The sequence below is a fragment of the Lapillicoccus sp. genome (genome assembly GCF_039935575.1).
In the GTDB taxonomy this organism is placed as follows: Bacteria; Actinomycetota; Actinomycetes; order Actinomycetales; family Dermatophilaceae; genus Lapillicoccus.
In genome coordinates this window covers 1-19,907 of the sequence record NZ_JBDTKA010000150.1, presented here as the reverse complement: position 1 = coordinate 19,907, position 19,907 = coordinate 1, and the positions used below count along the sequence as shown (strand labels likewise).

The window sequence follows — 19,907 nt, the reverse complement described above, 5'->3', positions numbered from 1 at the left end:
GCTTCAAGGGCCTCACTGTTCAGCCGGTCGAACTTTCGACTTGTCCACTGCCGAGGTCGCGTGTTTCAGTTCCGCAGGCGATGAGGAGGTCGAATGAGCGAGGTCGGTCTCGAGGGACTGGTGGCTGCGGGCGCGCAGCCCCGCAAGGTCGCCGACGGATGCACGTGGTCCGAAGGCCCGGTGTGGGTACCGGAGATCGGCCGGCTGCGGTGGAGCGACATCCCCGGAAACCGCATCATGGCCTACGACCCCGTTACCAATGAGATGAGCGTGCACCGGGCCGGAGTCGAGTTCACCAACGGTCGGGCCCATTTCGGAGGCGGCCAGGTCGTGCAGTGCTCGCACGGGCGCCGGGCCGTCGAGGTCGAGGATACCGACGGCAGTACCCGCATCCTCATCGACCGCTATCAGGGCCACCGGCTGAACAGCCCGAACGACATCGTCGTCCGCTCTGACGGCACGGTCTGGTTCAGCGACCCGACCTACGGCATCACGGTGCCGGGTGAAGGCCATACGGGGGAGCCCGAGTACGGAGACCGCTTCGTTTTCTGTTTCGACCCCCGCAGCGACACGCTCCGGGCGGTCGTGAGCGACATCGAAGAACCCAATGGGCTGGCCTTCTCGCCCGACGAGACGCTCCTGTATGTCTCCGATACCTCCGCGGCTCGGCGCACCGACCGCACGGGCAACCACCACATCCGCGCTTACGACCTCGACCCCCAGCAGCGATGGGCGAGCGCCAAGAACGGGCGTGTGTTCGCCGTCGTCAGCCCCGGCCTGCCCGACGGCTTCAAGGTCGACGAACGCGGCAACATCTGGACCTCCAGCGCGATCGGGGTCCAGGTGTTCAGCCCGGCCGGGGAGCGGCTGGGCATCGTCGAAATCCCAGAGGTGGTCGGCAACCTCTGCTTCGGCGGACCCGACGGTCGTGACCTCTTCGTCGCCGCCAGCACGGGAATCTACCTGCTGCGCACCGAGGTTCGCGACGCCTCCCACGTGCTGGCGGACGCGGTATGACGGCCAACCCCCTCCCGCCCATCGTGCGTCCGAGCATGCTGGGTCGCCCGGTCAAGGTCGAGCCGACACCGGTGCAGTGGGGCGAGGAGCCCGAGGTCCCATCGCCCGCCGCCTACCGGGCCGGGCTCGTCCTGGCGCTGATGGGCCGCAGCCCTGGCGCCCTCACCATCACGGCGATCAGCGCCCGCCTCGGCCTGGCAAAGTCATCGGTCTCAAACCTGCTGGTCAGCCTCGAGGCAGCCAACATGGTGCGGCGCGGATCCCGGGGCTGGCACCTGGCGTACCGCGTGCTCGAGCTGAGCCACTCGATGCTCATCTCGGCCACCATGGTCACCGAGTTCCGCCGGACGGTCGCCGGCCTCCCCCTCCTGGCGGGGGAGACCACCCTGCTCGCGGTGCTCGATGGCATCGACGTGGTCTACGTCGCCCGCAACGACGGGATTCAGCCCGTCCGGTTCGTCAACGAGATCGGCTCGCGGACACCCGCGGTCGTGACCTCCCTTGGCAAGGCCATGTTGGCGGCTCTGAAGCCCGATGAGCTCGACCGGCGGCTGTCCATGGCCACCACGCTGCCGAGGCCCACGGCACGGTCGCACCGCACGATGGTTGCGCTCCGGGCAGACCTCGCTGCCATCCGCGAGCGTGGTTACTCGATCGACGACGAGCAGGGGGTTGCTGGGGTGCTCTGCCTCGGGGTGGCCGTGACCACCACCCCGACCCCCACCGCAGTCAGCGTCACGATGATCTCGCGCCGGGCCACCCCGGAGTACCGGCCCCGCCTGGTGACCGAGCTGCGGACACTGGCCGACAACCTGCTCCGGGCCGACCAGCTGTGAGCGGGCCGCTGCTGGTGGTCCGGGGGCTCGACAAGACTTTCTTCGCGACCCGCGCCGCGCAGGACGTCAGCTTCTCGGTGGAAGCCGGCGAGATCGTGTCCCTGCTCGGCGAGAACGGCGCTGGCAAGTCCACCGTCATCAAGATGCTCGCCGGCGTCTATAAGCCGGATGCGGGCACCATGGTGCTCAACGGCGCCGACCTCGACTCGCCCGGTGTGCGCGCGAAGGTCTCGTTCGTGCACCAGAACCTGGGCTTGATCGAGTGGATGACGGTTGCCGAGAACATCGCCCAAGTGCTGGGCTACCCGACGAAGCTCGGTCTCATTGACGCTCCCGCTCTCCAGGCCCAGGCCGAGCGGGTCCTCGACCAGGTCGGCGGCGGGATCGACCCGGACGCCCGCATCCTCGACCTGCCCCGCACCGAGCGCAGCCTGCTGGCCATCGCCCGCGGCCTGGTCTCCGACCCAGCCCTGCTCGTGCTCGACGAGCCCACCGCCTCCCTGCCGGCCACCGACGTCGACCGGCTGTTCGGGGTGCTGCGCCGTCTCAGGGACAGCGGGGTGGGGATGATCTACGTCTCGCATCGCCTCGACGAGATCTACGAGATCTCCTCCCGCACCGTGATCATGCGCGACGGGCGGGTGGTCGCCGACCGACCCGTGGCCGGCCTCGGACACACTCAGCTGGTCGAGCTCATCGTGGGCCGGGCGACCAGCAACCCGTCGTTCGACCCGCCCGGCGCGCAGGTCCGCGTGGCGCTCGACAGTCTGGTCGTGGGCGGCGCCGGCCCGGTGAGCCTCACCGTGGCGCGCGGCGAGGTCGTGGCGCTCTGCGGCCTGCGGGCGGCCGGTCAGGAGGCCATCGGCCGGGCCATCGCCGGCGCCCTGCCGGTGGAGTCCGGGGGCATGGCGATCGACGGCCGGACGCGCCGCTTCCGTTCGCCGCGGGACGCCGTCGACGCCGGTGTCGGGTTCGCCACGTCGAACCGTGAGACCGAGTCCGTCGCACCCGGCATGAGCGTGCGGGAGAACCTCTTCCTCAACCCGTCGGTATGGGGACGGCGACTGTTCGAGTGGTTCGACCGCCGGGGCGAAGCGCGGGACGCCTACCAGCAGATCCGGGCCTTCGGCGTGCGACCCGATGACCCCGAGATGGCACTGGACACCTTCTCCGGGGGAAACCAGCAGAAGGTCGTGCTCGCGCGCTGGTTGAGTGTCGGACGCGGGGTGATGGTGCTGGAGGAGCCCACGATGGGCGTCGACGTCGGCGCCAAGTCCGAGATCTACGCCCTCTTGCGGGACGCGGCGCGGGCCGGCACCGCCACCGTCGTGGTCTCCACCGACATGGAGGAGGTCACCAAGATCGCGCACCGGGCCCTCGTCATGGAGCGGGGCACGGTGGTGGCGGAGTTCGCCGGGGCTGAGCTGACGATCGGCAACCTGGTGGCGGCGGCCTCCGGGCTCAAGCGCACCCGGAGCACCGGGGCGGAAGGGGACTGGACGGACCCCCCACCCGGGGACGCGAGCCCGGCCGACCCTCGGCTATCACCTCAGGAGACCCCATGAGCATGAGCACCTCGGTCAAGTCGACCGCCCTCGAGCCACCCCGGGGAGCTCCCTGGTACCGCAAGCTCACCACCGTCTACGGGCTCGTGGTCCTCACCGCGGTGCTGTTCGTGATCTTCGCGGTCGCCCTGCCGGACACGTTCGCCACCGTTCTCAACTTCCGCCTCCTGGCCTCTTCCAAGTCGGTGCTGCTGATCTTGGCGCTGGCGGTGACCATCCCCATGGTCGCGGGAAAGATCGACCTTTCGATCGGCTACGGGGTCGGCCTCTGGCAGGTGATGGCGCTGTCGTTCCAGCTCATGGGCCTGGACTACCGGCTGGCCATCCTGCTCTGCATTCTCGGCGGGGCCGTGATCGGCCTCGTCAACGCCCTGCTCGTGGAGCTGGCCCAGGTGGACGCGTTCATCGCCACGCTGGCTACGGGCCAAGTGATCTACGCGGTGACCTTCTGGCATACGGGTGGCCGTCAGATCACCGACTCCACCGGCATGCGGGCGGCGGCGTTCGACGGCCTGTCGCGGTGGTCGCTCGGGCCGGTGCCCGGACCCTTCATCCTCGCCGTCTTCCTAGGCGTCGTCCTCTGGGTCGTCCTCGACCACCTGCCGATCGGGCGCTACCTGTACGCCGTGGGGGCCAACCCGCGCGCTGCCGAGCTGACCGGCATCCCGCGCCGGCGCTACGTCGTGGGGGCGATGGTGGCCTCCGGTGTGCTCGTAGCCGTGGCCGGCGTGCTCATCTCGTCGAGGGCCTCCGGGGTCGCCGAGTCGAGCATCGGCCCGGAGTACCTCCTGCCCGCGCTCACTGCGGCCTTCCTGGGTTCAACCACGATCAGACCCGGGCGCACCAACGCGATCGGCACGGTCGTGGGGGTGGCTATCGCCACCATCGGCATCTCCGGGCTGCAGCAGCTCCTGCCCGGACGCTTCTACCTCGAGCCGCTGTTCAACGGGCTCACCCTCGTGGCCGCGATCACCATCGCCTCCCTCACGAGCCGCCGACGGGTCGCCCAGGCCAAGGCCGCACCGGTGACCCCGGTCGACACCGCCGCCGACACCCGGGCCGCCGACGCCGACCACGCGCCCACCGAGAGTGACCCGCCCGCCCATGCCGCCCCGACCGACCAGCCGACCGATCAGCCGACCGACCGCTTACCTACTGGAGGAAAACCATGACCACTGCCCTGCGTCCCCGTCTGCGGCCCGCCGCCGCGCTTCTTGGGGTGACCCTGTCCTTCGCGCTGGTCGGCTGTTCCAGCCAGAGCGTCGGGACCGGGTCCGCTGCGGCGGGCCCGAGTGCCGGCGCCTCGGCGGGCAGCGCGTCGACGTCGGCGTCCGCCGACGCAGGCAAGTTCGCCTCCATCATCCCCAGCGGCGACATCGTCGCGGCGTCGAAGGACCTGGTGGCCAAGAGCCTGGCGGGTTCCGAGGGGTTCACTCCACCCAGCACCGGCCCCAAGGCTCAGAGACCCGGCGCCAAGATCGCTTTTGTTGCGGGTGACCTCGCCAACGGTGGCCACAACGCCACCGCCAAGGCGGTGAGCGAGGCCGCCGGGGTGATGGGGTGGACGGTCTCGGTCTACGACGGCAAAGGCAGCGCCCAAGGCAACGCCGACGCCATGAACCAGGCGATCACCGCCAAGCCGGCAGCCATCATCCTCGGGGGGCTGGACCCCACAGAGCAGGCGCCGGCCATCAAGCAGGCCACGGAGGGCGGTATCCCCGTCGTGGGGTGGCACGCCGGCGTCCTCACCGGCCCCGGCAACGGCATGGTCACCAACGTCTCCACCGACCCGCTCAAGGTCGCGCAGCGGGCGGCTGCCTACGTCGTCGCCGACTCCGACGGGAAGGCCGGGGTGGCCATCTTCACCGACGGCCAGTACGAGCTTGCCGTCACGAAGGCGCGGGCCATGGAGGCATACATCAAGGCCTGCACCACGTGCTCCGTGCTGAGCTTCGAGGACTCGCCGATCGCCACCGCCGACCAGCGCATGCCGGGTCTGGTCTCCAACCTCCTGCAGCAGAACGGCGCTAAGCTCACCTACCTCATGGCCATCAACGGAAACTACTTCGGTGGCGCCGCCCGGGCGTTGGAGGACGCCGGCAAGCCCAAGGACGGCCCGCCCAAGTCGGTGGCCGCCGGTGACGGCGACGCGGCCGAGATGCAGCGCATCCGCACCAGCAACCACCAGGCGGCCACCGTGGCGGAGCCCATCACCCTGCAGGGGTGGCAGCTCGTTGACGAGGTGAACCGAGCCCTCGCGGGGGAGAAGCCCTCGGGCTTCGTCGCGGCGCCCGGTCTGATCACCAAGGCCAACGTGCCCAGTGGTGACGTGTTCGACCCGCCGAGCGGCTTCCGCGACATCTACAAGAAGGTGTGGGGTAAGTAGGCGAAATAGTCAACCCGAGGGGCCTGGTCCAGACGGACCGGGCCCCTCGTGTAGTCACCGCAGACAGTCGGGTCGTGGACATCGCCGGGCTGGTCTGGTCGTACGCGCGGGTGGCCGCGGCGCTCGACGCCCCGACCCGTTAGAGCAACAGCGCGAGACGGCCACCGCCATCAGAGCCGGTGCAGCTTTGGCTGCCGGTCCCGTCATCGAAGCGCGGTGCCGGCCGTCGAAGCCGCCACCAGCGGCGAAGTGCCCGGTCAAGTTCGATGAGGCGCCGTGAGCCTGGGCCCCCTTCTGAGTCTGGTGTTGCCGCTGAGGACCGTGCGACTCGCCGGTCAGACCTCGGCGTCGCGTCCGGTCGTGTCGGGCGACAGCACGGTGACCACGCTCGAGTCGTCGTTGGCGCCGAGTCCGGCGGCCTCGGCGATGAGGAAGAGCTGCTGCGCCGCAGCGGCCAGCGGGAGCGGCACATGCGACGTGCGGCCAACGCCCGTGACGATCCCCATGTCCTTGACGAAGATGTCGACTCTCGACTTCACCTCCGCGCCACCGGTGTATGCCTGCAGCATCCGGGGGCCGCGGTCGGCGAACATGAACGAGCCGGCGGCGCCCTGCGACAGCGCGTCGATCACCAGAGCCGGGTCGAGGCCGAGTCCACGGGCCAGCGCGATCGCCTCCGCCGCAGCCGCGATGTGGACGCCGGCGAGAAGCTGGTTGATGGTCTTGAGCGACTGACCGTCTCCCGGGCGGGGCCCGACGACTGTCAGCGTGGACGCCAGGTGGTCCAGGACCGGTCGCACGGTCTCCAAGACCGCGTCCTCGGCTCCGACCACGATAAGCAGGTCTCCCTTGCCGGCTCGGGCGGGGCCCCCGCTGATCGGCGCATCCACGAGCGGGTAGCCCGCGCCCACAAGCCGATCCGCGAGATCTCGAGCGGCGTCCGGGCCGACGGTACTGGTCAGGATCACCGGAGACCCCTCCGCGAGGGTCGCGGCTATCCCATCCGCACCGAAGATCGCGGTCTCCGCCTGCGCCTGGTCACGGACGGCGAGCAGCGCGATGTCGGCCTCCGCACACGCCGCGGCCGGGGTCCGTGCCGTTGTCATGCCAGCGGCCTCCGCTTCGGCGCGGCGAGGCGCATACGGCTCGAAGCCGGTGACGGTGAACCTCGTCGCGAGATGGGTGGCCATGGGCAGGCCCATGGCCCCCAGGCCGATCACGGCGATGCGCGGGCTGTCGGTGTTCGTCAAGGTTCTCGTGCTGCCTTTCGTTGGGGTTGACTGATCTCGCGCTCGCCGGTCTCCCACGCCTCCGGGTGGGAGGTCCGTCACATGCTGCGGAGTGTGTCAACGACCGCGGAGAGAGCGCGGTCGTCACCGACGTTGCCGGCAAAGACGATGTAGGGGATGCCCTGGGCAGGGCCGGTGACGGGCTCCCACAACGACACGATGCCCGGCAGCATGGTGCCGCGAGACCACGCCCGCCGGATCGCCAGACCGTCGGTGGCGGTGTCTGACGACGTGATCCCTCCCTTGGCGAGGACGAACGACGGCTTGACCAACGCGACGATCTCGCGCACCGTGCCGACCAACGCTGCGCTCACCGTCCGGGCGATGACCAGGCTGTCGCTCGCATCGGCGCCCGTGACGAGGGTGCGGCTGGTCCGGATCACGACGTCGCCGTCGGAACCATTGTCCTGCAACAGGTTTGCCGCCTCGACGGCGACCTGGCTGACATGGCGGTCTCGGGTGCTGGGTTCGAGGAGGGTGGGGACGTCCAGCTCCAGCTCACGAATGCGACCCGTGGACCGCAGATCGTCGAGCTGGCGGGTGGTCAGGCTGACGTGCGAGCCGACGGCGATAAGGCCGTGCCGCACGTGAGGCCGGTCGTCGTCCGCGAGGTCGGAGGTGGAGTCGGCGAGGATCGCCGCGAGCCGGTCGGCGTCGACCGCCGGCGTCGGCTGCTGGCCGCTGCGCGCGCGGACGAAGGACGGCCCGACGCGGTAGACGAAGCACTTCCCGGCCGCCTCGGCGCGCACAAGTGCGACCGCCACGACCTGGAGGTCGGCGTCCTCCGCCGCATCCACGACGACCGGCTGGCCGCCGTTGAGCCCGGAGAGGATGTCCTGGACCCGCTCCGGTCCGCCCAGCCGGATGTCCGACAGGGTGATCGTGGCCACCGTCTCGCGCGGGATCCGACCCTCGGTCTTCTCCTCAACCCAGTCCCGCAGATCCGAGTTGCGGTAGCCGAAGCTCGCATCCTTGGCGAACTCGCTGTGGGCCACGGGGATCATGCCTTCGTCGGTTCGCATCCAGTGCACCGAGTCGACGGTGAGCCGGCCGGGCTCGATGTATGCCGGGCAGAGGACCACGCCGTCGACGGGGCTGCCGAGTCGCTCGAGCTCGGCGGCCAGAACATCGGTCTCGAGGGGGAAGTACCCGCGCAGCGTCGAGTCGCTCCGGCTCGAGATCACGTACGGCACGTCGCCTTCTAGCCGGGAGGCCTCGGCGACCGCGCGCACTACCTCCCGGTTGCGCTGCGCGGCATCGTCCGCTGAGAGGCTGCGAGTGTTGGTGAGCACGAAGAATGCGGTCGTGGGCTGCTGCAAGGCCCAGCGCACGTCATCGACCGACCAGCTGGTGAGCACCGGGAGGTCGCAGATGCTTTGGGTGCCAGTGGGGTCGTCGTCGAGCACCACCAGGCGACGGCCGGCCCTGATCTCGGCGAGACCGGTGCCGACCTGGCGTACCGCAGGCTGGTCGGCCAGCAGCTCGTCGACGGCCACCGGGCCGGCGAAAGGCGGCTGGGGGATGCTGAACCTCTGCTCGGACAAGGGTGGAGCCTTTCGTGGGCCGGCTAGCGGTGACGATGTGGGGCCGGAACGCCGCGGGCACGCCGCGGCTGCTTCCCGATTCTGCTTCGTGCAGGCTATAGGATCGGTGTATGACGATAGCCCCTGTGGGTGCCCTTCGCGGCGGCGTCGTCCAGCGTCGCGTTCTGCGAGACGGCGTCTACGACGAGATCCTGGAGATGCTGCTCGCCGGGCGGGTGGCCTCGGGCGAGTCGCTTTCCATTGACGGCCTGGCCCGGCAGCTCGGCGTGTCCCCGACCCCGGTGCGGGAGGCGCTCGGCCAGCTCGAGCACACCGGCCTGGTCACCCGTGCGGCGCTGAAGGGGTATCGCGTCTCGCCGCCGCTCACGCCATCTCGGATGGCGGAGCTGATGGATGCCCGGGCGGTCGTCGAGGTCGCCGCCGTCCGGCGGGCGGTGCCCCTCTCGGCGGCGGTGATCACGGAGCTGGAGACCGTGAGCACCCAGCATCGTCGAGCGGCCCAGCGGGTGCTCAAGATGATGACGCGACACCCGAGCCGCCTCGAGTGGGAGACGTTGCGTGCGTACTACACGGTCGACTGGGAGTTCCACCTCGTCCTGTTGCGGCACAGTCACAACCCCTACCTGCTTCACATGGCCCAGACGCTCGCCCCGCACGTGCACCGCCTTCGCCAGCTGATGAACCGCGGCGCGATCGACGTCGAGCTCGCGGTCGTCGAGCACGCCGCCATCCTCGATGCGGTCCGCAGCGGCGATCCGGCGGCCGCGGCGGCGTCGATGGAGACTCACCTCGTCGCCGTCCGCTCGCGAGCATTGACCGACGGGTAACGGCCTGCGAGGGCCGCGCCTACCTCTTGATCCTCTTGCATCGATCCTATAGCGTTCGATGATCACCCTAGAAGAGTGATGTGCCGACAGCGGCCCGTTCTCGAGGACAAACCCCGGTTCGCACCACAGTCTCGCCCCGCCAGGAGGGTCGTCCAGCGTGACCGAGCAGAGCGAGCGGACCCGCCAGATCGAGCGGGTCGCCGTCATCGGCGCCGGCTACATGGGCGGCGGCATCGCCCAGGTCCTCGCCTTGGCCGGCCTGCACGTGACGATCGCCGACGCCGAGCCGTCGCTCACCCAGAGGCACCTCGACCGGCTGTGCCGAGAGGCCGAGGACTTCGAGGCCCGGGGGCTCTTTGACCCGGGATCGGCCGAACGGGTGCGGGCCAACCTGCATCCCGCCGACAGCCTGTCGCAGGCTGTCGCCGAAGCCGACCTCGTCGAGGAAGCGGTGCTGGAGCAACCCGAGGTCAAAGGCCCGGTTCTGGCGAGCATCGAAGCCGCCGCCCGCCCGGACGCGATCATCGGCAGCAACACCTCCACGATCCCCATCGGCGACCTCAGCACCAACCTGACCCGCCCCGCGCGGTTCCTTGGCGTGCATTTCTCAAACCCGGCTCCGTTCATCCCCGGCGTCGAGCTCATCGCGCACGCCGGTACCGACGAAAGCGTCGTGGCCTCGGTCGAGGCCCTCGTCGCGAGGACTGGCAAGCTCGCCGCCCGGGTCAACGACAAAGCAGGGTTCGTCCTCAACCGGCTGCAGTACGTCCTGCTCAAGGAGGCGATGAACCTCGTCGAGGAGGGGGTCGCCACGGCCGAGGACGTCGACACCGTCGTGCGCACGACGTTCGGCTACCGGCTGCCGTTCTTCGGCCCATTCGCCATCGCCGACATGGCCGGCCTCGACGTCTACCAGGCCGGTTTTCGCACCCTCGAGGAGCACTACGGCGAGCGTCTGGCCGCACCGGCCGTCCTCACCGAGCTCGTCGAGGGTGGCCAGTACGGCGTGAAGCAGGGCGGGGGGTTCGTCATCCCCGCCGGCGACCAGGCCGCCCTCATCGGCTACCGCGACACGGCATACGCCCGGCTCGGTCAGCTCCTGCGGGAGCTCGGGCCGGCACCGCTGGGCGCCCTGTCCGTCGACCCGCGTCCCGTCCCATCCACGCACGTCGCGACCGAGAGGGATACCCCGTGAACACCGCTGCCTACACCGCCGAGACGTGGCCGATCGCTGCCGCCATGCTGCCGTTCGGCAGCCTCGACTCCAAGGGCGGACCCATCCACGACGCCGAACCCGAGGAGTGGGCAACGCATCTCCGCAGTGTCCACCAGATGGGTTTCACCGAGGTCGACCCCACTGACACCTGGGTCCGCGTCGGTGACCTCACCCCAGAGCGGCTGTCCGACTTCAAGGGCGTCCTCGCGGACACCGGGCTCACCATCCCCGCGATCTCGACATCGCGCCGCAGCGTCATGGACCCGGAACGCGGCGAGGAGTACATCGCCTACAGCCACCGGCTGCTGGACAAGGCCGCCGAGCTCGGCATACCCCTGGTCAGCTTCGGCTTCTTCCAGGCTTTCACACCAGCGCAGGAGAAAGCGCTGTGGTTCTGGCTTGAAGACGGCTGGCACGACGATGAATCGCCCGAGGCCCGCGCCCGCGCCGCGTCGCTGATTCGCGAGCTGGCCGAGCACGCGCAGAACAACGGCCAGCAGATCACCCTGGAGATGTACGAGGACACCTACGTCGGCACCGCCGACGGCGCCGTCGCCTTCCTCGAGGAGGTGGACCACCCGGCCTGCGGCCTCAACCCCGACATCGGCAACTTCGTCCGCCTGCACCGGCCCCTCGAGCCGGTCCAGAACATGTTCGACAAGTTGCTTCCGCACACCAACTACTGGCACGTGAAAAACTACCTGCGGGACGAGGACCCGCAGACCGGCCAGGTGATGACCTTCCCGGTGCCGATGGACTTCGGTCTCATCAACTACCGGGCGGCCATCACGCAGGCCATCGGTCTCGGCTTCAAGGGTGCCTTCCTCTGCGAGCACTATGGCAGCGATGCCATCACCGTGATCGGGAAGAACCGCGCCTACATCCGAGACATCCTCGCCACCATCATCGACTGAGCGCACGTCGTCGACCGACCGCACGTCACCGAAGGAGCAGCGCATGACCACCCCCGCACCAGCCACGACCGCCTCGGGAGCCCTGCCTGACCAGCGCACCGCCGTCGTCACGGGAGCCGGCGGCCCCGCCGGGATCGGACGGGTCACGGCGCGGCTGCTGGCCGAGAGCGGCTGGCACGTCGCCCTCGTCGACGTCAACGCCGAGGGGCTCGCGGAGGTCGAGGCGGAGCTGCGCGACGCGGGCCACGACGGTGTCCTCGCGGTGCCTACCGACATCGCCTCGGAGGCGTCCGTGAAGGAGCTGTTCGAGCGGCTCGACGCCGAGCTGCCGCCGGTCGTGGCGTTGGTCAACCTGGCCGGCATCGCCTGCACCGCCACGCTGCACGAGTGTGAGCTCGCCGAGTTCGAACGGGTCATGGCGGTAAACGTCACCGGTTCCTACCTGATGCTCAAGGCGGCGGCCGCCCGGATGATCCCGCAGGGCGTGGGGCGGATCGTCAACACCTCGTCCATCACCGCCTTCGACGGCGGCGGCACGTTCTCCAAGGGCGTCTACGCCACCGCCAAGGCGGCCGTGGTGGGGATGGCGCACGGCGGGGCGCGCGAGCTGGGGCAGTACGGCATCACGGTGAACGTGCTGGCGCCCGGCCCGATCGACACCGAGATCATGGGCGGCCGGCTGACCGACGAGCGCAAGACGTCGATGTCCGCCGGCATCCCGCTGGGTCGGGTCGGCCGACCCGACGAGATCGCGGCCACCGTGGTCTTCCTGCTGTCCGACGGCGGCGGCTACATCAACGGCGCAACCATCCAGGTCGACGGCGGCAAGTACATGCACTGACATGCACTGATATGCACTGACATGCATTGACATGCACTGACATGCACTGACATGCCCGATAAGCACTGACCGGGGTGGTTCCACCGCCCCGCCGAGGGCAGACCCCGTTCCTCGACCGCACCTGCCCACCCACCAAGGAGACATCGATGACGGACACGGCCACGACGGACGCCCGGCGGCGTTTCGACCTGAGCGAGCTGGCGACCAAGAAGGTCTTCCGGCGCCTCATTCCGTTCCTTCTGCTGATGTACGTGATCGCGTTCCTGGACCGCAGCAACGTCTCGTTCGCCCAGCAGGAGTTCCAGGCCGACTTCGGAATCAGCGCCGCCTCATACGCCTTCGGCGCGGGCCTGTTCTTCGTCGGCTACGCCATCTTCGAGGTGCCGAGCAACATCCTGCTGCACAAGGTCGGCGCCAAGTGGTGGCTCGCCAGGATCATGGTCACCTGGGGCATCGTGGCGGTGGCGTTCATGTTCGTGACGGGAACGACGAGCTTCTACATCCTGCGGTTCCTCCTCGGGGTGTGCGAGGCCGGCTTCTTCCCCGGTGTCATCCTTTTCCTGACCTACTGGGTCCCGGCCCGCCACCTCAGCCGGGCACGTGGCTACTTCTACATGGGCATCGCGCTTGCCGGCATCCTCGGCAACCCGCTGTCCGGTGGGCTCCTCGAGCTCGACGGCGCCTTCAGCCTGCGGGGCATCCAGTGGATGTTCCTCGTCGAAGGTCTGCTGGCCATCGCCGTGGGCGTCTGGTCCTACTTCTACCTGACCAACAAGCCCCAGGACGCCGCCTGGCTGCCCGAGGACGAGCGACAGGCCCTCGTCGAGACCGTTGCCGCCGAGGACACTGCGAAGGCCTCCGGCCACGGGCCGCAGAAGGTGTGGGCGGCGCTGGGGAACTGGCGGGTCTGGTACTTCTCGCTGATCTACTTCTGCATCCAGATCGCCGTCTACGGTGTGACCTTCTTCCTGCCCACCCAGGTGACGGCCATCACCGGTCAGAAACTGGGGTTCCAGGTGGCGCTGGTGACCGCGATCCCCTGGGTGTTCGGGCTGGCCTCGGTGGCCTTCTTCCCAGGGCTGGCGGACCGCACCCGCAAGCACCGGCTGATCGGGACCACGCTGCTGCTCGTCACCGCGTTCGGCATCGTCATCTCCGGCGCCCTGAGCGGCACTCCCGTCCTCGCCATCGCCGGGCTGTCCCTGGCGGCCATCGGTTTCGTTGCGATGCAGCCGATCTTCTGGACGCTGCCGACCGAGTACATGACGGGGTACGCCGCTGCCGCGGGCATCGGGCTGATCAACTCGCTGGGCAACCTTGGTGGCTTCCTCGCTCCGAACATGCGTGACTTCTTCAAGGAGAACGTCGGCGGCAACGCGGGCCTGTATGCGTTGGCGGTCGGGGCCGTCGTTGGTGCGGTCCTGTTCGCCTTCACGGGTCTCTTCAAACGGGCCAACGAGGTCGAGGCCGGTAGGTTAGACGAGGTGGACGCGGCCTCGGCCCCGTCGCGCTGAGCCGTCCCCGGGCACGGCGTCCACCAGGCTGATCTCGAAGGAGTAACCGTGACCTTGGTCCTGAATGCCCGCGAGGACTTCGCGGCACAGAGTCTGGCGGGTCTCGTCAGCGCCAACCCCGGCCGGGTCCGGGCCGCCCCCGGCGGGGTGGTCCGGGCCACCCGGCGGGCGCCCGGCAAGGTCGCTGTGGTCGTGGGCGGCGGGTCGGGCCACTATCCGGCGTTCGCGGGAGTCGTCGGCACCGGCCTGGCCGACGGGGCGGTCTGCGGTGACGTGTTCGCCTCGCCGTCTACCCGGCAGGTCATGGACATCTGCGCAGCCGTCGACCAGGGCGCCGGCGTGTGGCTCGGGTTCGGCAACTACGCCGGCGACGTGCTGAACTTCTCCGGCGCTGCGGCCCGGCTACGGGCGCAGGGCATTGCCGTGGAGCTGCTACCGATAACCGACGACGTGGCCAGCGCTCCCGCCGGCGAGGAGCATCGACGACGCGGGGTCGCGGGCTTCCTCGTGGTCTTCAAGACCGCCGGCGCGGCCGCCGAGGAGGGCTACGACCTGGCCGGTGTAGCGGCGGTTGCCGCCCGAGCCAACGCCCGGACGCGGTCCTTCGGGGTCGCGTTCGAGGGCTGCACCCTCCCCGGGGCCGACGAACCACTCTTCACGGTGCCGCACCAGAGCGTCGCCTGGGGCCTCGGCATCCACGGTGAGCCGGGCATCAGCGAAGGCCCGCGGCCCACCGCCGACGAGCTGGCCGCCCAGCTCGTCGAGAAGATCCTCGCTGACACCCCGTCCGACGTGGGATCGCGGGTCACGGTGCTCGTGAACGGCCTGGGCGCCGTCAAGTACGAGGAGCTGTTCCTGCTCTGGAACGCCGTCCGTCACCTGCTCGAGCAAGCCGGCCTGGAGATTGTCGCCCCGGAGGTCGGTGAGCTGGTCACCAGCCTGGACATGGCCGGCTGCTCGCTCACCGTCACCTGGCTGGACGACGAGCTGGAACGTCTCTGGTTGGCTCCCGCGGACAGCGTGGCCTTCCGGCGGACCACGCCGGAGCCGCTCGACCCGACGCCCGTACCGGAGAGCGCCCATACCGGTGCGGTCGCTCCGGCCGCCACTGAGGCTGGCCGACAGGCGGGGTCGTGCGTGCTGACCGCGCTGACCGCCCTCGACGGCCTGCTGACCCGGATGGAGGATGAGCTCGGCCGCCTCGACGCCGTTGCGGGGGACGGTGACCATGGTCGGGGGATGGCCCGCGGCGCCGCCGCGTGTCTGGCCGCGGCGCAAGCGGCGACCGACGCGGGTGCCGATGCCCCCACCGTGTTGCGGCAAGGCGCGGAGGCGTGGGCGGACCGGGGCGGTGGTACGTCTGGCGCCCTGTGGGGTGCGGGTCTGCTCGCCGTCGCCGACCGGCTGCCCGCTGACGCTGTCGTCACCGGCGCCGACATCGTCGCCGGCGTCGTCCACGCCCGCGATGAGGTCATGACCATCGGCGCAGCACAGGTCGGCGACAAGACGCTGGTCGACGCCCTGGAGCCGTTCGCGACGACGCTCCAGTCCCGGTTCGAGGCCGACGCCGATCTGGTGTCCGCCTGGACCGCCGCGGTCGACGCCGCCGAGCAGGCCGCCGCGGCGACCGCCGACATCGCCGCCCGGATGGGCCGCTCTCGGGTGCTGGCCGAGAAGAGCCTGGGGACGCCCGACCCCGGGGCGGTCTCCTTGGCCGCCTGTATGCGCACCCTCCTGCCGGTGCTGTCGCCGGCCCACGCCTGACCTCACCGAAAGAACCTCCATGCCCCAGGACCTGAGACTCCTCGTCGGCAGCGACGCGGCCGGCTTCGAGCTGAAGGAGGCAATTCTCGCCGACCTTAGACAAGACCCCCATGTCGCCAGCGTCGAGGACCTCGGTGTCCCAGCCGGCGACCTCAAGGCCGGCACCTATCCCAGCGTCGCCATCGCGGCAGCCACCAAGGTCGCCGCCGGTGAGGCGGACCGGGCAATCCTCTTCTGCGGGACGGGTATCGGCGTGGCCATCTCCGCGAACAAGGTGCCCGGGATCCGCGCCACCGTGGCCCACGACTCGTTCAGCGTCGAACGATCCGTCCTGTCCAACGACTGCCAGATCCTCACTATGGGCCAGCGGGTCATCGGTCTGGAGCTGGCCCGCCGCCTGGTCCGGGAGTGGCTGACCTACGAGTTCGACCCCACCTCGCACTCGCGGGCGAACGTCGCCGAGCTGGAGGCATACGAGAGCCGTCCATGAGCACGCCGGCACGGACGACGGTGGCGATCAGCCTGAAGATGTACTTCAGCCACGCCCGCACCGTCGACTACTGCCGCGCGTTGGCCGCCCTGGCCGCCGCGGACCAGGGCGTCCAGACGGGCACCACCGACCTGGTCGTCCTCCCCACCTTCGTCGCCGTCCCCGCTGTGCTCGCGGCGGCCAACGGCACCCGCATGCGGGTCGGCGCGCAAGATCTCGCGACCGAGGACAGCGGTCCCTACACCGGTGAGGTCTCCGGAGCCGAGCTGGCCGAGATCGGCTGTACCCACGTCGTGGTCGGGCACGCCGAACGCCGCACCCAGTTCGGCGAGACCGAGGCCGTCGTCGCCGCGAAGACCCGCGCCGCGTTCCGCAACGGCCTCGTCCCGATCCTCTGCGTCGGCGAACCCGAACGCGCTGACCCCGCAGCGGCCGCCGACGTCTGCGTGCGTCAGGTGCGCTCGGCTGTCCCCGAAACGGGCGCGGCTGCGCCGGTCCCGCGGATGATCGTCGCCTACGAGCCGTACTGGGCGATCGGTGCTGCTCAGCCGGCGCCCACCGCATACGTCGGCGAGGTGTGCCAACGGCTGCGCACCACGCTGCGCGACCACCTCGACGACGCCGCGATCATCTACGGCGGCAGTGCGGGCCCCGGACTGCTGCCCGATCTGGGTGGCACCGTCGACGGGCTGTTCCTCGGACGTTTCGCCCACGACCTCCGGGCCGTGGCCGGCGTCCTGACGGAGGCGGCCTCCGAACCCACCCGGGGCCTGTCCTAGGTGATAAATGTGAAGCGTCCGCAGTGCGTCGATGACGGGGGGTGGCGAGACGCATAGTGGACCCATGACCTCGCAGGACGCGCGACTCGCGGGACAGCCCGACGGACGGCTCGACGGGCAGGTGGCGTTGGTAACGGGCGGCAGTCGCGGTATCGGGCTGGCCGCGGCCCGCGGGCTCGGCGCGCGCGGCGCAACCGTGGTCCTGGTCGGCCGCGGCGAAGACTCTGCCGGGGCGGCCGCCGCGACGCTGGTGGCGGACGGGATCGACGCGGTCGGGGTGGGCTGCGACGTCGGTAGCGCCGAGGAAGTGGCCGCCCTGCCCGAGCGGCTGGGCCCGCTGGCCGCCGTCGACGTACTGATCTGCGCGGCCGGGGTGATGAGCGCGCGCAGCGCAAAGACGCTGCGCACCAGCGAAAGCGAGTGGCGCCGGGTGATGGCGGTCGACCTCGACGGGGTCTGGCGGACGATGGCGGCGTTCGTCCCGGGCATGGTCGAGCGGCGCCATGGCCGGGTGGTTGCAGTGAGCGCCTGCCTCGGTCGGATGAGCGGCCCGGGCAACGCCGGTGGGCTGGCTCCTTACCGGGTGGCTAAGGCCGGCGTCAACGCGCTGGTACGCAACCTCGCCCACGAGCAGGGCATGGGTATGCGAGGTGTTCTCGTGGACGCCACCTGCCCTGGCCATTGCCGCACCGACTTGGGCGGGGCGAGCGCGCCCCGCTCTGCCGAACAGGGAGCCGAGACCGCCCTGTGGTTGGCCGGCCGGTCCGCCGACGGCGCCCAGACCGGAGTGCTGTGGGAGGACCGTCAGGTCGTCCCCTGGTAGGCGATGCCGAAAGAACGCTCGCCCCCGAGTCATCGGGCGGAGTTCACGCACCGTCGGCCTCGGAATAGAACACCACGACGAGCACGACTTCCCTGCCACTCGCGGTGGTAGGACGCACCACCCTCGCGAGCGAGCGGTCCGCGGGATGTGACTGTGTTTCGGGGACGCCCGCCGGTCCCGAGTGACGGCGTCTGGGTCCGGCAGTCCCGGCCTCGACGGTCCGATCTAAACCGGTTCGCCGATGACGTGGGCCGGCCCGGCCTCCCAGTGGTCGCGGGGTTCTGCACCCATCCCCTCGCCGTGCCTACTTCGACGCGCTGCGGCGAGAAGAGGAACGGTCGACTCGCGTCTGGGTCAAGAAAGGCTCTCCTGCCCCCACCAGTCGAACCCGGAGCAGGCCCGACACTCTTCCGGATGAACTTCGGCGGCCACGCGTCTGGGAGACGCGTGCCTGAGATGGTTCGGAACGGCAAAGCAGGGTGCTGGAGGGGGCCTCGGGTGGACCGGTGGCAGGCCCCGCCCCACCTGTGGGAACCGCTAGCAACGGGACACCCGGTCTGCGGTGGTGGAGAGCGACGATCAACAGTACCGTCGGGGGGCCTCCCGCCGTGTGGTGTGGGAGTACTCGGATCCACGTCCCGGCAGGGAAGTACAGGATCTTCGTCCTAGGTGTGATGGATCCACGAAGGAGAGCGGATGTCGCCTCAGGCTGAGCTGCGTCGAATCACGACCGACATCCCAGCGCGGATGGACCGGCTGCCGTGGGTTCGCTGGCACTGGCTGATCGTCGTCGGCCTGGGCACGGTCTGGATTCTCGACGGTCTCGAGGTCACGATCGTCGGGTCGCTGTCGGACGTGTTGAAGGACGCCAAGACCGGACTCGGCCTCACCAGTTCTCAGATCGGTCTGGCGGGTGCCATCTACGTGGCCGGCTCGTGTCTGGGTGCTCTGGTTTTCGGTCAGCTCACGGACCGGTTCGGTCGCAAGAAGCTGTTCATGATCACCCTCGGCATCTACCTGGTGGGCACGGTCTTGACGGCCTTCTCGATGAACCCTGTCTGGTACTTCGCTTGCCGGTTCATCACCGGCGCGGGCATCGGTGGCGAGTATGCCGCGATCAACTCTGCCATTGACGAGCTGATCCCAGCGAAGTACCGCGGCCGGGTCGACATCGCGATCAACGGGTCGTTCTGGGTCGGCGCGGCTGCGGGCGCCATGATCACCGTCCCTCTCACGAACGGCACCGTCAACCCTGCTTACGGGTGGCGTGGCGCCTTCGCGTTGGGCGCCGTTCTCGCTGTGGTGGTGCTGCTCGTGCGCCGGAATGTGCCCGAGAGCCCACGCTGGTTGTTCATCCACGGCCGGGAGGACGAGGGCGAGACGATCGTGAGTGAGATAGAGGACACGGTGCAGGACGAGAGCGGTCAGCAGCTGCCCTCAGTCGGCGAGTCGATCACGATCCGGCAGCGGCACACCATCGGTCTTCCGCTGATCGCGAAGACCGTTTTCACGTCATACCCGAGGCGCACCATCTTGTGCTTTGCCTTGTTCGTCGGACAGGCGTTCCTCTACAACGCCTTCTTCTTCACCTTCGGCGACGCCCTCAGCACTTTCTTCGGGGTGAAGGCGGTGGGTTGGTACATCGCTGCTTTCGCCGCCAGCAACTTCATCGGAGCCTTGGCACTGTCGCCGCTGTTCGACTCGATCGGTCGCGTCCGGATGATCTCAGCCACATACATCATCTCGGGCGTCCTGCTCGCGGTCTCCGGTGTCTTTCTGCATTCGTTCACGGCCGTCACGCTCACGTTGGCCGGCATGGTCATCTTCTTCTTCGCCTCCGCAGGCGCCAGTGCCGCGTACCTCACCGCGAGCGAGGTCTTCCCGATGGAAACCAGAGCACTGTGCATCGCGTTCTTCTACGCGATCGGCACCGCCACCGGCGGCATCGCCGGGCCGCTCTACTTCGGAGGGCTGATCGACAACGCCACCGCTGGGAAGGACATCACCGGGCTAGCACCCGGCTACTACGTGGGAGCAGCGCTCATGCTCATCGCCGGCATCATCGCCATCTTCCTCGGCGTGCACGCCGAACAGAAGTCACT

General features: G+C 69.5%; 17 protein-coding genes. 15 read left to right on the top strand and 2 right to left on the bottom strand.

The features are described from left to right. Positions 1-93: 93 nt before the first annotated feature. Genes ABI385_RS17640 through ABI385_RS17620 form a run of 5 tightly spaced genes read left to right on the top strand, consistent with a single transcriptional unit; the run spans position 94 to position 5,804 of the window. Positions 94-1,017: an SMP-30/gluconolactonase/LRE family protein gene (locus ABI385_RS17640; protein ID WP_348105072.1), complete on the top strand. Its 924-nt coding sequence runs from the start codon at positions 94-96 to the stop codon at positions 1,015-1,017. After that, positions 1,014-1,853 carry an IclR family transcriptional regulator gene (locus tag ABI385_RS17635; protein ID WP_348105071.1) on the top strand — a complete coding sequence of 280 codons (840 nt, stop codon included), beginning with the start codon at positions 1,014-1,016 and terminating at the stop codon, positions 1,851-1,853. The genes ABI385_RS17640 and ABI385_RS17635 overlap by 4 nt, the downstream gene beginning before the upstream one ends. Continuing rightward, entirely contained in the window at positions 1,850-3,418 is a 1,569-nt protein-coding gene (locus ABI385_RS17630; protein ID WP_348105070.1) for a sugar ABC transporter ATP-binding protein, read from the top strand. The genes ABI385_RS17635 and ABI385_RS17630 overlap by 4 nt, the downstream gene beginning before the upstream one ends. Next, positions 3,415-4,590: an ABC transporter permease gene (locus ABI385_RS17625; protein WP_348105069.1), complete on the top strand. Its 1,176-nt coding sequence runs from the start codon at positions 3,415-3,417 to the stop codon at positions 4,588-4,590. The genes ABI385_RS17630 and ABI385_RS17625 overlap by 4 nt, the downstream gene beginning before the upstream one ends. Beyond that, positions 4,587-5,804, top strand: coding sequence for a substrate-binding domain-containing protein (locus ABI385_RS17620; RefSeq protein WP_348105068.1), 1,218 nt, complete (start codon positions 4,587-4,589; stop codon positions 5,802-5,804). The genes ABI385_RS17625 and ABI385_RS17620 overlap by 4 nt, the downstream gene beginning before the upstream one ends. A gap of 335 nt (positions 5,805-6,139) precedes the next feature. Here the strand turns inward: ABI385_RS17620 and ABI385_RS17615 are convergent, their stop codons facing one another. Both ABI385_RS17615 and ABI385_RS17610 read right to left on the bottom strand, forming a co-directional pair. Continuing rightward, on the bottom strand, positions 6,140-7,054 hold the full coding sequence (locus ABI385_RS17615) for an NAD(P)-dependent oxidoreductase (protein WP_348105067.1): 915 nt from the start codon (positions 7,052-7,054) through the stop codon (positions 6,140-6,142). 77 nt (positions 7,055-7,131) lie between these two features. Continuing rightward, the gene (locus ABI385_RS17610) at positions 7,132-8,637 is read right to left on the bottom strand and encodes a four-carbon acid sugar kinase family protein (RefSeq protein WP_348105066.1); all 1,506 of its coding nucleotides are present in this window, start codon (positions 8,635-8,637) and stop codon (positions 7,132-7,134) included. A gap of 110 nt (positions 8,638-8,747) precedes the next feature. Between ABI385_RS17610 and ABI385_RS17605 the strand changes: the two genes are divergently transcribed. From ABI385_RS17605 to ABI385_RS17560, 10 genes are all read left to right on the top strand, one after another. Beyond that, positions 8,748-9,464, top strand: coding sequence for a GntR family transcriptional regulator (locus ABI385_RS17605; RefSeq protein ID WP_348105065.1), 717 nt, complete (start codon positions 8,748-8,750; stop codon positions 9,462-9,464). 157 nt (positions 9,465-9,621) lie between these two features. Continuing rightward, entirely contained in the window at positions 9,622-10,659 is a 1,038-nt protein-coding gene (locus ABI385_RS17600) for a 3-hydroxyacyl-CoA dehydrogenase family protein (protein ID WP_348105064.1), read from the top strand. Next, a complete protein-coding gene (locus ABI385_RS17595; RefSeq protein WP_348105063.1) occupies positions 10,656-11,594 on the top strand; it encodes a sugar phosphate isomerase/epimerase family protein in 939 nt (312 codons plus the stop codon). Before ABI385_RS17600 ends, ABI385_RS17595 begins: the two co-directional genes overlap by 4 nt. A gap of 43 nt (positions 11,595-11,637) precedes the next feature. Further along, positions 11,638-12,435 carry an SDR family NAD(P)-dependent oxidoreductase gene (locus ABI385_RS17590; protein ID WP_348105062.1) on the top strand — a complete coding sequence of 266 codons (798 nt, stop codon included), beginning with the start codon at positions 11,638-11,640 and terminating at the stop codon, positions 12,433-12,435. Positions 12,436-12,581: 146 nt separating this feature from the next. Further along, positions 12,582-13,949 carry an MFS transporter gene (locus ABI385_RS17585; RefSeq protein ID WP_348105061.1) on the top strand — a complete coding sequence of 456 codons (1,368 nt, stop codon included), beginning with the start codon at positions 12,582-12,584 and terminating at the stop codon, positions 13,947-13,949. A gap of 48 nt (positions 13,950-13,997) precedes the next feature. Further along, on the top strand, positions 13,998-15,713 hold the full coding sequence (locus ABI385_RS17580) for a dihydroxyacetone kinase family protein (protein ID WP_348105060.1): 1,716 nt from the start codon (positions 13,998-14,000) through the stop codon (positions 15,711-15,713). Positions 15,714-15,732: 19 nt separating this feature from the next. Continuing rightward, positions 15,733-16,203: a ribose-5-phosphate isomerase gene (locus tag ABI385_RS17575; protein ID WP_348105059.1), complete on the top strand. Its 471-nt coding sequence runs from the start codon at positions 15,733-15,735 to the stop codon at positions 16,201-16,203. Next, positions 16,200-16,982, top strand: coding sequence for a triose-phosphate isomerase family protein (locus ABI385_RS17570; protein WP_348105058.1), 783 nt, complete (start codon positions 16,200-16,202; stop codon positions 16,980-16,982). Before ABI385_RS17575 ends, ABI385_RS17570 begins: the two co-directional genes overlap by 4 nt. Before the next feature lie 64 nt (positions 16,983-17,046). Continuing rightward, positions 17,047-17,805, top strand: coding sequence for an SDR family NAD(P)-dependent oxidoreductase (locus ABI385_RS17565; protein WP_348105057.1), 759 nt, complete (start codon positions 17,047-17,049; stop codon positions 17,803-17,805). Positions 17,806-18,501: 696 nt separating this feature from the next. After that, positions 18,502-19,907 (top strand): MFS transporter (locus tag ABI385_RS17560; protein WP_348105056.1); only part of this gene is annotated, 1,406 nt, incomplete at its 3' end.

Coding starts and splice junctions, on each gene's coding strand:
- ABI385_RS17565 (WP_348105057.1), top strand. CDS start 17,047: ATGACCTCGCAGGACGCGCGACTCGCGGGACAGCCCGACGGACGGCTC.
- ABI385_RS17590 (WP_348105062.1), top strand. CDS start 11,638: ATGACCACCCCCGCACCAGCCACGACCGCCTCGGGAGCCCTGCCTGAC.
- ABI385_RS17605 (WP_348105065.1), top strand. CDS start 8,748: ATGACGATAGCCCCTGTGGGTGCCCTTCGCGGCGGCGTCGTCCAGCGT.
- ABI385_RS17625 (WP_348105069.1), top strand. CDS start 3,415: ATGAGCATGAGCACCTCGGTCAAGTCGACCGCCCTCGAGCCACCCCGG.
- ABI385_RS17570 (WP_348105058.1), top strand. CDS start 16,200: ATGAGCACGCCGGCACGGACGACGGTGGCGATCAGCCTGAAGATGTAC.
- ABI385_RS17585 (WP_348105061.1), top strand. CDS start 12,582: ATGACGGACACGGCCACGACGGACGCCCGGCGGCGTTTCGACCTGAGC.
- ABI385_RS17635 (WP_348105071.1), top strand. CDS start 1,014: ATGACGGCCAACCCCCTCCCGCCCATCGTGCGTCCGAGCATGCTGGGT.
- ABI385_RS17640 (WP_348105072.1), top strand. CDS start 94: ATGAGCGAGGTCGGTCTCGAGGGACTGGTGGCTGCGGGCGCGCAGCCC.
- ABI385_RS17575 (WP_348105059.1), top strand. CDS start 15,733: ATGCCCCAGGACCTGAGACTCCTCGTCGGCAGCGACGCGGCCGGCTTC.
- ABI385_RS17620 (WP_348105068.1), top strand. CDS start 4,587: ATGACCACTGCCCTGCGTCCCCGTCTGCGGCCCGCCGCCGCGCTTCTT.